The organism is Dietzia sp. ANT_WB102 (assembly GCF_008369165.1).
Taxonomy (GTDB): Bacteria; Actinomycetota; Actinomycetes; order Mycobacteriales; family Mycobacteriaceae; genus Dietzia.
Genome location: NZ_VOBA01000001.1, coordinates 1,349,212 through 1,362,703, shown reverse-complemented (window position 1 = coordinate 1,362,703; position 13,492 = coordinate 1,349,212). Strand labels below are relative to the sequence as shown.

At 62.6% G+C, this 13,492-nt stretch carries 11 protein-coding genes; 4 read left to right on the top strand and 7 right to left on the bottom strand.

Annotation, left to right across the window (positions count from 1 at the left end; genetic code table 11):
* Positions 1–5 precede the first annotated feature (5 nt).
* Both FQ137_RS06185 and FQ137_RS06180 read right to left on the bottom strand, forming a co-directional pair.
* Positions 6–1,706 (bottom strand): polysaccharide biosynthesis protein, encoded by a 1,701-nt coding sequence (locus FQ137_RS06185; protein WP_370452379.1) that lies wholly within the window; start codon positions 1,704–1,706, stop codon positions 6–8.
* Positions 1,707–1,924: 218 nt separating this feature from the next.
* On the bottom strand, positions 1,925–3,319 hold the full coding sequence (locus FQ137_RS06180) for a polysaccharide biosynthesis tyrosine autokinase (RefSeq protein ID WP_188064797.1): 1,395 nt from the start codon (positions 3,317–3,319) through the stop codon (positions 1,925–1,927).
* A 947-nt stretch (positions 3,320–4,266) separates the two neighbouring features.
* On the opposite strand from FQ137_RS06180, the gene FQ137_RS06175 reads away from it, so the two are divergent.
* The 4 genes from FQ137_RS06175 to FQ137_RS06160 all read left to right on the top strand — a co-directional run bounded on the left by FQ137_RS06175 (position 4,267) and on the right by FQ137_RS06160 (position 8,646).
* Positions 4,267–5,382: a tyrosine-type recombinase/integrase gene (locus FQ137_RS06175; RefSeq protein WP_149291615.1), complete on the top strand. Its 1,116-nt coding sequence runs from the start codon at positions 4,267–4,269 to the stop codon at positions 5,380–5,382.
* Positions 5,379–5,705, top strand: a complete 327-nt coding sequence (locus tag FQ137_RS06170) for a helix-turn-helix transcriptional regulator (RefSeq protein WP_149291614.1) — start codon at positions 5,379–5,381, stop codon at positions 5,703–5,705. Before FQ137_RS06175 ends, FQ137_RS06170 begins: the two co-directional genes overlap by 4 nt.
* Positions 5,706–6,577: 872 nt before the next feature.
* Entirely contained in the window at positions 6,578–7,981 is a 1,404-nt protein-coding gene (locus tag FQ137_RS06165) for a hypothetical protein (RefSeq protein ID WP_149291613.1), read from the top strand.
* Positions 7,982–8,046: 65 nt separating this feature from the next.
* Positions 8,047–8,646: a hypothetical protein gene (locus FQ137_RS06160; protein WP_149291612.1), complete on the top strand. Its 600-nt coding sequence runs from the start codon at positions 8,047–8,049 to the stop codon at positions 8,644–8,646.
* Between the two features lie 197 nt (positions 8,647–8,843).
* On the opposite strand, the gene FQ137_RS06155 is transcribed toward FQ137_RS06160, so the two are convergent.
* From FQ137_RS06155 to FQ137_RS06135, 5 genes are all read right to left on the bottom strand, one after another.
* Positions 8,844–9,245 (bottom strand): hypothetical protein, encoded by a 402-nt coding sequence (locus FQ137_RS06155; RefSeq protein WP_149291611.1) that lies wholly within the window; start codon positions 9,243–9,245, stop codon positions 8,844–8,846.
* A gap of 14 nt (positions 9,246–9,259) precedes the next feature.
* On the bottom strand, positions 9,260–10,894 hold the full coding sequence (locus tag FQ137_RS06150) for an LGFP repeat-containing protein (protein ID WP_255583680.1): 1,635 nt from the start codon (positions 10,892–10,894) through the stop codon (positions 9,260–9,262).
* Positions 10,895–11,029: 135 nt separating this feature from the next.
* Complete coding sequence (locus tag FQ137_RS06145; RefSeq protein ID WP_149291610.1) at positions 11,030–11,323, bottom strand: hypothetical protein; 294 nt, start codon at positions 11,321–11,323, stop codon at positions 11,030–11,032.
* 484 nt (positions 11,324–11,807) lie between these two features.
* Complete coding sequence (locus tag FQ137_RS06140) at positions 11,808–12,845, bottom strand: Ku protein (RefSeq protein ID WP_149291609.1); 1,038 nt, start codon at positions 12,843–12,845, stop codon at positions 11,808–11,810.
* Positions 12,846–12,927: 82 nt separating this feature from the next.
* Complete coding sequence (locus tag FQ137_RS06135; RefSeq protein ID WP_149291608.1) at positions 12,928–13,440, bottom strand: DUF6328 family protein; 513 nt, start codon at positions 13,438–13,440, stop codon at positions 12,928–12,930.
* Positions 13,441–13,492 lie beyond the last annotated feature (52 nt).

Genomic DNA, 13,492 nt, shown 5'->3' with positions numbered 1-13,492 from the left:
TGCGTCTACCTATTACTTTCAGTCAGATAAGGCTCAAACGAGGGATACGCGTGGCTCGCGAGCCAGTCCCGAGCCTCGTCGTGATCCGCAATTTCAGCGATCTCCATTAGATCCAGCGCGATGGGGGGAACTCGAACTTCGTAGAGAGCTTCGTGTTTGGAGCTGACTTCCGGCTCTTCCGTGTCGTCAAACAGTTCCTCCGACATCTTCTCGTTCTCGCGTAGGCCGGTGTAGACGATCTCGAGTTTCTTTCCGGACTGTTCGATAAGAGTTTTTGCAACGTCGGCAATCTTGATCGGCTCCCCCATGTCTAAGACAAGGGTGTCGCCGCTCGACCCGACGGCCGCAGCCTGAAGTACCAACTGACAGGCTTCAGGGATGGTCATGAAGAAGCGATTGACGTCGGGATCGGTCACAGTCAGAGGACCGCCATCTTTGATCTGCTTCTCAAAAACTGTGAGCACAGAGCCGCGGGAACCGAGAACATTTCCAAAGCGCACAGATACGTACTTGGCGCGCTCGTTCTTTTTGGCTTCCGCGGCCGTGAGTCTTTCCGCAATCCGTTTGCTGGTGCCCAGCGCCGAACTCGGGTTGGCTGCCTTGTCCGTGGAGATGTTGACAAAGGTCTCCACGCCGCTCATCGAGGCTGCCTCGAGCAGGTTCAGGGTGCCCATGACGTTTGTCTTGAGTGCCTCAAGCGGATAGTGCTCGAGCAACGGCATGTGCTTGAGCGCTGCTGCGTGGAACACGATTTGGGGCTTACGCAGGGCAAAAATTTCCTGGATCGAACTCCGGTCGCGGATCGACGCGAGGACCGTATCCTCCCCATCAAGCATGGCCTGGTCGTGAATTGAAAGCTGGACTGCATGCAGGCCAGATTCATCTCGGTCCAGCATCATGAGTTCAGCTGGACGAAACCTGCTGATCTGGCGGCACAATTCGGACCCGATTGAGCCTCCGGCGCCGGTCACCATGATCCGCTTTCCGCGGAGGTACTCGGCAATCTGCGTCTGATTGAGTTGCGCGGGCTTACGTCCCAACAGATCATTCACGTTGATCTCGCGAAGCTCATCCGCAGCAACGCGACCCCGCATCATCGAATCGAGTGGCGGCAACATCAGCACCCGTAGACCTGCGGATTCGGCACGGTCTCGGATCTCGATAAGCTCGTCGGCGGGCAGGCTCGGTACCGCCAACAGGAGGGTAGAAGCCCCCGTCTTCTTGGCCAATTCTTCGAGAATGTCGCGTCCACCATGCACGCGAACACCCTCGATCACCATGTGGCGCTTAGCTGCGTCGTCATCCAAGATCCCGACCGGATTGAAGTGGGAGACCTCTGAACGACGGAGTTGGCGAACGAGTTGCATACCGCCATCGCCGGCTCCAAAGACCAGCGCACGCTCCGCATTCTTTGTCCCGCCTGCACCGAACAGTTTCTTCCGCCGCACCAGTGACCTGAGGACCAGTGCAGCGAGGATGGTAAATGCGCCGGTCACGATGGGCGTGGAGCGCGGGACCCCTCCGTACTGACCTCCGACGATGTGGCCGAGAAATACAGTAAATGTGGCAGTCGAAAATACGAAGGTGATGACACTGGACTCAAGAACGCTGCCGGGCACAAACCGTCCACGGTATAACCCAACCAACCAACCTAGGACCCACGTCAGCACTATGAGCGCAGCAAGTACGAAGTACGCGCTTCCCATTCTCAGGGACTGCGCGAGACGATCCACCGAGAAATCGAATCGCAGCCATATAGCGACGACGAACATTGCCGCCCATAGCACAGAGTCGACGACGGTCCATTGCGAAGTACCGAGCCCTACCGTTCGACGGTCTCGCATTCCACGCTGTCTGACCCGAGCACCGGAGGTCATCTGCGATTCCTCCCAAATCAGTGACTTCGCTGCGGACGGAGCGTGCATCAAGACTGCTCAACCATCGAAGAATTCTTGGACGAGTAATAATACGAGTCGTAGTAGCCCGCAGAACCTTTTTTAGCGGGTCTATTTGCGACAGTCACCAGACCGAGAAGGGGCGCGTCCGCCTTAGCCAGGTTATCTACGGCCTGCGCGACCTGATCTGCGGTGGTCCTGCGGGAGCGCACCACGAGCAGCGCGCCGTCGGTGATCCTCGCCAGCAACGCGCCGTCTGTCACGGGGAGTAGCGGCGGGGAATCGATGATGACGTAGTCGTACTTGCCGCGAAGGTCCTCGAAGAGATGCTGCGCCATATCCGAGGCCAGCAACTCGGAGGGGTTGGGCGGCAGCGGACCGCATGCCAACAGGTCAACACCGTCGTGTCGCGTCTCCTGTACCACGTCCGCAAAATCGGCCTGGCCGGAGAGAATGTTGGTGAGGCCGACTTTGTCCGGCATGGACATGTAACTGACCACCAGCGGCCGGCGGAGGTCTGCCTCAACGATGAGGACCCGATTGCCTGACTCTGCGAGCGCGAGCGAAAGGTTGATCGCGGTCTCAGATTTGCCCTCAGTTGCGACTGACGAGGTGAGCACAACTACGCGCGGAGGATTGTCCACGTTGAGGAACTGCAGGTTGGTGCGCAGCCGACGGAAGCTCTCGGCCGCCGGGGAGTGCCCCTCCCGGAAGGGCACGATGTGGGCGGCGTCCTTATTCCTATCCTCGTTCTTGCGGAACGGGATCGAGCCAACGACGGGCTTACCGCTAATCGCTTCCAACTGCTCCGTGGACTTCACTCTACGATCAAGAGCATTTGCGAGAAGTGCAATGCCGATTCCGGCTAGAAGACCCAGTGCCAGGCCGATTGCAATATTTTGCTCGGTCTTGGGGGCCACCGGCACTGTGGGGAGCGCGGGGGGATTGACCACACTTAGCTTGGCAAGTGCCGGTCCGCCGCCGTCCGGGGTCTCGAGGCCCTGGATCGCCTCGGGCAGGACGTCTCCGAACGCCTCAGCCATTTTTAGCGCCCGTTGGGGATCAGCGTCTGACACCACGACGTTGAGCAGCACGGTCTTGGCGTCAGCGGTGGCTGTGACCCTTCCCGCGACCTCGGTGGCGCTGAGATCGACGTCAGAGGCGTCGGCGACTTTCTGCGCAATATCCGTGCTCTTGACCAGCGCTGCGTACGACTGCACCCTCTGCTGGGCACCCAGCGAACCCTGGTAGGCCGCCGCGGCGGAGTCTCCCCCGGCGACCGTGACGTAGAACTGCAGCTTCGCTTGGTAGGTCGGCGTAGTAAGAAGACTCATTCCCAGCGCCAGGAGCCCTCCGAGAAGGGTCGCAGCCACAATGGCGATCCAGCGGGCACGGAGTACGGACAACAGATCCCGCAGATCCACTCCAGGGTCCTTTCCTCGAGGCAGTCGCACAGAAGTGACCCGGTTCCGCAGATGCGAACCGGGCCGAACGATGACACTACTTTGCTGAGGCATTCCTCAACACCCGTCGTTCACACAATGAACATGGATTAACGGATGCGCACAGTTCTCACGATCACCACCGCCGCAACTTTCCCTCGAGTCGCACCCCCCAACTTCGTCCCTGGAGAGACGCAGGCAGCGCCAGCGCTACCCAGCAATTGTTGTTGCGACACCATGTTTGCAGTTAGCGGGGTCGAAACTCCTCCTGGCTGGCAGTCTTGTTGCTCAATTTAGGGTGCGCCCAGTAGTCCATACGATCACAATCGTGGTGGTAGCAGGCCTAGCCGCAGCCGATCTGACGATACCTGAAACCTTGCTTAACGAGCGGCGGCGGACCGCATCCTCGCCATGCGTCCGCCACGCGTAACTGGCCGACCACCAAGCGCTCTTCGCATGTTCTGTACCCGCGCTACCGAGCGCACCGCAGTCGGTTACAGGTCGAAATCTCGAAGGCCACACCCGCTTTTGGCGCAGCCAAGAACGTAACCAGTGAGTAAAAGCGCTCCGCCCACAGCCGGGGGTGGGCTTCATCGATATCGAGATCGACCAGAGCCGGACCTGCCCCCGTATCCAACCCCTCCAGGCTCGCCGGGCGGATCTCATCCAGCCACAACAACGTCGGCAGCATCAGCACTATCGCGACATCGCTGCCGCAATCGAGCCGGGCCCACCCATTGTTTGGGCTGGCCCGGCTCGAGACATACGGCTTACGGCTCGAACCGAGCGAAGTTGCATCTGGTCGACTATTCGACCTCATCGTGAACCCGCTGGACGACAATCGGAACGCGCTTTCCAATCACACCAGCGTCGCTGGACCTCCACTTTAGCCATTGCATTAAACGACTCGATGTTGCATCGTGTGCAACATGGTTGTGAGGGGTGAACTCCCCGGTTCCGCACGCCAGGCCCTACCGGACGGCGTGACGTTCCTCGACGCCGAACCCGCCGTGTTCGAGGCAATGCTCGACGGCTGGGCGATGCAACAACGTGCCCGATTCCTCAAAGCCAAGACGATCGAGGTGCGCCTTGGTTTGATTCGACGCTTCGCCATTTTCAGCAACGACTACCCGTGGTCGTGGACATGCGCAGACGTCGAAGCGTTCATCTCCGACCACCGGCAAGCAGAGCACCCGATCGCGATGTCGACCGCGCGGATGTACGAGATCACCATCCGAATGTTCCTGACCTACATCACCGATCCCCGCTACGGCTGGGCCTCGACGTGCCAACAACTCTTCGACGCGGTGCCGCAGCAGATCCTGCATGAGTGGAACACCATCGTCCACACCACGGACTACGAAGGCGCCCCCGGCCGCCGACCACTGACCTACGACGAAGTGCAGGCACTGTTCGATGCCGCCGACGGACGCGCCGAAGCGATCCCGGGAACCGGACGCAAGGGCGCGCTGACTGCGCAACGCGACGCGGCGCTTTTGAAAACGATCTACGCGTTCGGACTCCGTCGCCAGGAAGCGTGGGGCCTGGATATAGCCGACCTGCGGCACAACCCCACGACGCCGGGCTACCGCAACTGTGGTGCTGTGTTCGTCCGGTTCGGCAAAGCCAGCAGGGGAGGGGCGGCTAAACGTCGCACCGTGCTGACCGTCCCGGAAATGGACTGGATCGTGCCGGTCCTGGAGAACTGGCGAAACGAAATCCGGCCACTGCTGGGATGCCGATCCCATCCAGCCTTGTGGGTCACCGAACGCTCAGACCGCATCTCCATGCGCCGCATCAATGACGCGTTCACCACCGCCCGCGACGCGGCCGGCCTGGACCCGGTGCTGGACCTGCACTGCCTGCGCCACTCCTATGTCACCCACTTGGTGGAGTTCGACTACCCCGAACGGTTTGTCTCCACTCAGGTCGGGCACTCCTACGCCGCGACCACCGCCATCTACACCGGCGTGTCCGACGAGTACCGCAACCGCTTGCTGCGCCGATCCTTGAGCCGCCACCCCGACCTCTGGGAGAGCCCGTGAACAAGAAGATGAGCTACACCTGGCACCTGCGCACCCTGATGGCCGAACGCGGACACTTCGCCACCAGCGACCTCGTCCCGCTACTAGCCGAACGCGGCGTCCACCTGTCCCGCGAACAGGTCTACCGCCTGGTCACCACCACCCCGCAACGCCTCAGCTTGGACGTGTTGGCCGCACTGTGCGACATCCTCGACGTCGACACCTCCGACCTCATCGAAATCACCACCGCCAACGTCTCGGTCACCAAACCCACCGGCACCGCCGAAGCCGGCCACCCGCCACCCGTGCGACGCACCACGATCCGCCGACCCACAGGCTCATGACCGACCCCACGACTGGCCTGGCGGCGGTGCTCGCCCTCCTCTACTCCGACCACAGCAAGGCGGCACATCGCACTGCAATCACCGCCGCGGAACTGTTACCGGACGAACTTCATCACGTGCTCCATTACGTACGTCGAAATCTCGCAACAGTGCGCACCCGCCCAGATGACGCACCGCCAGGACTGCACCGGCTACTCGACCAGGTCACGGCGCTTCCGACCGAAGTAATCACCCCGCCACAGTGCTCCGGCTGCGGCAAAGAACGTCGCCTGCGCTATCGCGCACCGAGCGGGGGACGCTGGTGCCTATCCTGCTACAACGCCTCCCGGCGAACCCCGTGCCGGCGATGCGGAATACTCGCGGTACCCGCCGCCCGCGAAGAGGACGGCGTGCTCTGCGCTCAATGCCGACGCGCAGACCCCGATCGCCGACCACCATGCTCACGCTGCCACCGGCCCCGCCCGGTTGCCTACCGCGTCGATGGACAACCCCTCTGCCAGGCCTGCGGGCCCAAAAAGCTGTACACCTGCAGCGACTGCGGACGCCCCGATCAACCGGCTCACGCCATCACCGACACCGGACCGCTCTGCCCGCGCTGTTACCACCGCAGCCGCCCCCGCACCTGCCACCACTGCACGCGATCTACGCCTCACGCCCGCCGCGACCCCGACCTCCCAGGCACGTGGATCTGCTACCGCTGCTACACCCCACCGATCGCCGAATGCACCATCTGCGGCCAAGAAAAACCCTGCGACAGGGGAGTGCCCACCGGACGACCGATCTGCTCGTCATGCCGATCCAAACAACGACCCCATCGGCAATCGAAGCCCGCCACCAAAGAGCGCTGCACGATTTGCGGTCTCACCCGATCAGTGCGCATCACCCTGCCGCTCGGGCCAGTGTGCGATCCCTGCTGCCACCAGCTGCGCGAGAACCCCATCAACTGCACTTCCTGCGGTCATCGGCGACCCCAGGCCGGCCTCGACGCGCACGGCCACCCGCTCTGCGGCCCGTGCTCTGGTGAGCACAGGAACTGGTACTGCCGCTCCTGCGGAACCATCGACCTCCTGGTCACCGCCACCGACTGCCTCGGCTGCCGCAACTCCGCCCGAGTCGACCAAGCCCTGCAGTGCACACATCCGCACCTACGCGCCCAAACCGACTCCATTCGAGCCCTGCTGCTCAAGTCCTACCCCCCGCGGCGCACCGCATTACTGCTCGAGAGCCCGCACAGTTGGTTCATCCTGCTCACCACCCTCATCGCCGAGGATGAACCCCTGACCCACGCGAGCCTGGACCGCAAGCCTCAGAACACCCGCACCCACCATCTTCGGCGGCTACTCATAGCCCTGGAGGTTCTGCCCCCACGAGAGGACATCGTCGACGGACTCAACCTATGGATCGACGCACTGCTGGCCGACCAACCTCCACCGATCGCCGTCGTACTCCAGCCCTACGCCACCTGGCACGTCACCCACCGACTGCGCCGCGCCCGCGGTAACAGCCCCTCCGCAGGCAAATACGCGCGAACCCGCATCCGATGCGCCGCCAACTTCCTGCACTGGCTCCAGGACCGCGGCACCGACCTCACCCAAGCAACCCAGTACGACGTCGACTCCTGGCTCGATGAAGGTGCCACCACCCGTCGCCGGGTCCGCGACTTCCTGACCTGGACCGCTGGACGCGGGCTCACCACAGACCTCCACGTGCCGTGGCTAGGCACCGAGGGCCCTCCCGGGTACGTCCTCGACGAAGACACCCGGTGGCAACTCTTGCGCCGGTGCCTCACCGACCCCTCCCTCGACCTGCGCGTGCGTGTCTCCGGCGCACTGGTCCTGCTATTCGGGCAAAACCTCATCCGAATCGCCGCACTACGCGCCGAGGACATCACCACCGCAGGCGACGACACCTACCTAACACTTCGTGACCACCCGGTCCTACTGCCACCCATCCTGGCCACCCTCATCGGAGACCTCGCAGCACAACCGGCACCCATCGACGATCCCCGCCCACCAGGCACCCCGATCTGGCTCTTCCCCGGCCGCAACGCAGCCCATCTCCACCCCAGCCGCCTGGCTCAGCTTCTGGGCCGCGACCTGGGTCTCGACACCCGCGCCGCCCGCGGCGGCGCGCTGCTGGCCCTGGCCTCCGACCTGCCCGCCTCCGTCCTGGCCGACCTGCTCGGCCTGTCTATCACCGCCGCCCTGCGCTGGACAGCTCTAGCGGCCCGCGACCAGGGCGTCTACCTCGCCGCACGGCTCGACAACTGCAACTGATGTCGGAGACGGCACCTATCCTCACCCCACCCGGTAACAGCTCCCCGACACCCCTCGAGGCCACCATGACCGCCGCCCTGTTCCCACGACCCGAAGGAACCGACACCCAACAGCTCTCCCTGCTCGGCGACCCGCGCCCGGTGCGCACCCCAGCCAAGCTGTGGCGGGTCTGGCTCACCGACTCCGCGACCCAGCAGCGGTTCGAGGCCAAGCGCTACCGCCGCGGCACCGATCAATGCTGGCCGTGGATCGGAGCGATCTCCTCCACCGGACACGGCTCCTTCCGCGCCGCCAGCCTGCCCGGACTCTCCCGCCGCGGCACCGTCCCCGCGCACCTGTACGCCTACCAACTCGAACACGGCATTATCGACCGACTCGGTTGGAGCGCACTGAACGACTCCATCCTGTGCCACCGCTGCGACTACGCCGGCTGCACCAACCCCCACCACCTACGCCTGGGCACCGCCACCGACAACCGCACCGAATACCTCGCCAGGCGACACGGCCCAAACAGCCCCCTGGCCGACACCCGTGGCCCCGCCGGCCTCTCCCGCGCTATCGCCGCCGCCATCCGGAACGCCCACGCCGCAGGCGAATCACCGCACATCATTGACCGACGCATTAACGACGCCGCCGATGTCGGTCGCCCTTGGTCACTTTGGTAGTCATCGGCGCTGAACACCTCGCCTTAGGTAGCTCGTAAGTCAGCTTGGAAACCTGTGTGGCGGATCAAGACCGGGCGAAGCCTGCAATACCGAGCACACCTAGGAAAGGGCCGGATAGCGTCGATGGAAAACTCACGAAGCGCGATTATTTTGCATCAGCTTGCAAAGTTGCGCCGTCAAACAGGACGATTCACGCTTTAATCAGCAAAGACCTCGACGCCGCCCTTGAACGTAATTCTCTTAACCCTGGACGGCTCACTTCTATCTAAATATCTTCCGCCGGAGTATACAACCTCGGCCTCAGGAATTTCAGCGGATATTGATCGAGCCAATTCGATCCCTCGCAAATTCCACTGATCTACGTCGAATCCATCATCCCGCCAAGTAACCCTGCCAAGATCCGCCCTAAACTCGCCCGAGCAGTGCTCGTGAAATTCGCGAGTCCATATAGTCAATCCCTCCGCGAGCTCGGCAGAGACGGGAAACTCGTCAAGTTCTACCCACGGAGGCCCGCCCTGACCTGGCGGCCTATTGGTGATATTCGTCCATATTGAAGAAGGGTGGCCAAATTCTGGCATCAGCTTGACATACGGCTTCACTCATTCCTCTTTCGCTAGGCAAGCCTATAGCGGCAGTCGCTCCAGTCCCCACTCTTAGGCGGACCACCGGCCCATGCTGTAACGATAGTATCGTCCGGGGAGACGATAACGACGCTGCCTACATCCTTGTAATTGTTTCCGCGTTGGCGTCCCCAGTTTGGATAGTCGGCAAATCCAAGTGGGGTATCCTCGGCATTTAGGGTGTGATACACGCATGACATGAAATCGAGCCAGTCCTGGGCCTCAGGGAATTCGTAGAAGTGTCCGTCTTCCAAATCCGGCATGTCGACAATGTGCTCCCTAAAAACCGCACAAGACAAAGTGACCAGATTGCTTCCCGTTTTCGAATCTCGAGTCGGAAATGCCGCAATGTTCCGTTCGGCTGGATACGCCCACTCTAGGCAAGGGAGAACTGTCGACTCATAGTTCCAGGCGACTACTTGACCATCGCTATACTGGAGAACGAGTGGATCTTCATGCATTCTCGTTCCACTAAGCTGGCCAGATTGGAACTGCTGAACGTACCAGATTCCATCCTGGCCAGTCGGATCTGAAACCGGGTACCCGTATTCCCCGAGTTCATAACCCGAATTTGACCATCTGTCTAGGATAGTTCCGCCAAGATATTTCGCTCCCGTACTGGGGTGCCAGTAGATCACACCATTCTCGAAGCGGTTCATGCGCCCAACGCCATCGGGAAGAACTCTCTCGTCGCTGATGGGATACCCGAGCATGCCTTGCTCTGCGCCGAGTTCGTGCCACTTGTCGGCTATTGCTCCTCCGATGCTGTATGCCTCGTTGAGCTTCCAGTAGATGGTGGAGCCGGTGAAGTGCTGTCGGCGGCCGATACCGTCTGGGTTGGTGATCTCGTCGGTGGTTGGGTAACCGATGTAGCTGTTCTCGTAGCCGTGGCGGGCCCAGGCAGCGAGGAAGTGATTCACGACCGGGTGGGCGCCGCCCTGGGGGGACCAGTAGATAGGGCCGTTCAAGAATTCGGTGCGCTTGCCGATGCCGTCGGGGTTGGTCAGCTCGTTGGTCTTCGGGAACAGAAGGAAGCTGTTCGGTCCGCCGAGCTCGTTGTACTTGTCCCGGATGGCACCGCATACCTCGTAAGGTGCTGGCCAGTAAACCTGGCAGCCCGGAGCCGCCAGGGCCTGATTCGCGCCGTCTTGGCTGTTGAGTGCGGCTTCCATTGTTTCAGCCTTGTCGGCTTCTTCCTTGGTGAAGCCTGCCGGAATCTCGTCGCGGTCCGACCGCATCTCACCCGGCACGATCTGCCGGTTGGGATTGCCGGTAGCCCGCCACTCCTGTTCGAGTTGGGGGGTCTGGCCACGCTGGGCGACAGGGCGGCGATCCCACTGCTCCTGAGACAACGCCGTGCCGGGAGCTTGACGAGCCATCGCAGATGCTCGAGCAGGTGGCTCGTCCAGCGGCATCGCATCAGCCGGCATCGGCGCCGCCCGCAAGGTCGTATCCGATCGCTCCGCAGGCGCAACTGTCTCGGCCACCCGGACCGGCTGACTCGTCTGCGGCGACTGCTGGGCGAACACGGTTGGCGGGGTCGTCAGCGCGAGGCCGGTGGCCACCATAAAGGCGACAGTCGAGGCTGCCGAACGAGAAAATTGCCGATACCCGGTACGAGGGGTCACGACAGCCTCCTAAACACTAAGGGAACGTACAGCTTTGACCTATGTTTACAACAGCTCGCCGTAGCGCAAGCACTCTTCGAGGAACTAAGACTCAGGTTTGGATAGCGCCTACTTGGAATACCTACCGCTTGCCAGTCATATAGGCGCCGTCGAACAGCATCGTGGAGGCCACCGTCGGCTGACGCCCTTGACCGTCTCGTCCACCACCACGTACTCCTCGGCGTTTGCGAAGACGGCGAACGGCATAACCCGGTTGAACTCCTTCTGGAGGCAGTGGAACGCAGCCATCTGCTCGTCCAGCGTCTCCACCGAGTTGAGGGCCCTGGCTGCATCGAGCTCAGGATCGTCGACGCCGTTGATTTTGGTAGATCCGCCCGGCACCACGTTGGCCAGGAAACTCGCCGATGCGTCGGCGTCCGAGGGGCTCATGCCTCCGATGGTGATCTCGAAATCGCCGCTGAACAGCTTGGCGGATTGCTGCGATGCAGGCACATTCTCCCGAATGACACCAAGTCGACGGCGTCGAGAAGGGCCTTGACCACAGTCGTCAAGCCATGTTGTTCACCCGCTCGATTGTGGTAGCCGGTTCACGACGACTCCGCCCGCGGCTGCCCGCGACGCTGTCTGTGATGCCCTGGTTCTTCCGAAACGCACCTGAGTGAGTGAGCACCGGGGCCGCGGAGGGGGGTTCCGCGGCCACCGGCGACTCTGTCACGCACGCGGCAGGACGGCGACCGGGGGGTGGTCGGCGCATCCCGCTCATCGTGCGGAGTCGGCGGCACCTAGAGGGGGAATCAGGCTCCGCCACCGACTGCCTGCGACATTAACCGCAGAATGGCTACTACACAACTGTCAAGTTGGTATGGGCTCCTAACGAAACTCACAGGCTGCTTGGTCGGGGCCTTCGTCGTCGTCAGGCTGACTTCTTCGCCGGAGCCTTCTTGGCAGCAGACTTCTTGGCTGCGGGCTTCTTCGCGGGCTGCTTCTTGGCCGCAGTTTTTTTTGCGGGAGTCTTCTTCGCCGCCGCCTTCTTCGCTGCCGCCTTTTTCGCCGGAGCCTTGGCGGCCGTGGACTTGGAGCCCTGCTTGGCCGCGGGCTTCTTCTCCGAGCCGGAGGCCTTGTCGTCGTCGTCATCGTCGTCACTATCGGCGCCAGCGTCGACCTGGCCGCCGCGGTCCTTCACGCTCGCCCGCAAGGCGGCCAGCAGGTCGGCGACCTCGTCGTCCCCGTCGTCGTCGCTCGAGGACTCACGCTCCTCGACCGTGAACGCCTCACCGCCCGCAGCCTTGGCCTCGATGAGTTCCTTGAGCTGGTGCTGGTAGTCGTCCTCGTACTTCTCCGGCTCAAAATCCGCCGCCATCGTCTCGATGAGCGACGCCGCCATCTTCACCTCCTGCGGACGGACCCTCGCCTCCGTATCCAACCCCTCCAGGCTCGCCGGGCGAATCTCATCCGGCCACAACAACGTCTGCAACATCAGCACGTCCTCGTACACCCGCAACGCACACAAACGCGTGCGGTTGCGCAGCGTAAACGTGCAGATCGCCAAGCGGTCCGTCGACTCCAACGCCTCCCGCATCAGCACATACGCCCGATTCGAGCGCGACGCCGGCTCCAGGAAGTAGGCGCTGTCAAAAGCGACCGGATCCACCTGGTCGGCCGGGACGAACTCCGTCACCGCGATCTCGTGGGTCTGCTCCACCGGCAAGGTCGCCAAGTCCTCCTTGGTGAGGATGACCATCTCGCCGTCGTCGGACTCGTACGCCTTGGCGATGTCCGAGAACTCCACCTCCTCGCCGTTGTCCTCCCGCACCTTCTTGTAGCGGACGCGCACACCATCGGACTTATCGACCTGATGCGCGTGCAGATCGTGGTCCACCGTCGCCGAATACACCTTGACCGGCACATTCACCAGACCAAAGGAAACCTCGCCCTTCCAGATGGATCGCATGAAACGAGTATGCGACAACCGGACGCGACGCGCCGCCGGTCGAGCACGCGTCCCCGGCCCCGCCCGCAGCCCGCCAGTTACCTCAGCTGGCAACGTACGTCGTGGACGCGTGCTGCCGCCGCACCCGCGCAGGCACCACGAACAGCATCACCACCACAAACACCGCCAACACCGCCCCCGCCGCGACACCGCCCGCGGTTCCCACCACCAGGGAGAAGATCAGCGCCCCGAGACCCACCATCGCCACCGCGAGCAGCGCCAACCCGACCCGCGCCAGCGTCGCCGACAGGCGCAGCACCCGATCCTTACGGTGGGAGCGGAACACCGCCCGGTGGATCATCACCGGGCTCAACAGCACCACCGTCGCCGCCAGAACCAGCGTCAACACACCCAGATACAGGGCACGTCCTCCCCCACCGATCTCGGCGAACCGGTCCTGGAACGGCACCACCAGCAGAAACCCGGTGAGCACCTGGCCGCCCGTCTGGACGATGCGCAACTCCTGCAGCAACTCGATCCAGTTGCGGTCGATGCGCTGCGCCTCGGTCTCATTGCGTTCCGTCTCGTTACGCTCCGGTACCCCGTCGGCGTGCATGTGGCCCCCTTCCGCCACCCCAGTGTGCCCCGCCGGCGCCCACCATCCACCC

Bases quoted from the DNA above. Each gene is read 5' to 3' on its own strand.
- FQ137_RS06140 (WP_149291609.1), bottom strand. From the start codon at position 12,845: ATGCGATCCATCTGGAAGGGCGAGGTTTCCTTTGGTCTGGTGAATGTG.
- FQ137_RS06145 (WP_149291610.1), bottom strand. From the start codon at position 11,323: ATGAGCCCCTCGGACGCCGACGCATCGGCGAGTTTCCTGGCCAACGTG.
- FQ137_RS06175 (WP_149291615.1), top strand. From the start codon at position 4,267: ATGGTTGTGAGGGGTGAACTCCCCGGTTCCGCACGCCAGGCCCTACCG.
- FQ137_RS06160 (WP_149291612.1), top strand. From the start codon at position 8,047: ATGACCGCCGCCCTGTTCCCACGACCCGAAGGAACCGACACCCAACAG.
- FQ137_RS06135 (WP_149291608.1), bottom strand. From the start codon at position 13,440: ATGCACGCCGACGGGGTACCGGAGCGTAACGAGACGGAACGCAATGAG.
- FQ137_RS06185 (WP_370452379.1), bottom strand. From the start codon at position 1,706: ATGGGAAGCGCGTACTTCGTACTTGCTGCGCTCATAGTGCTGACGTGG.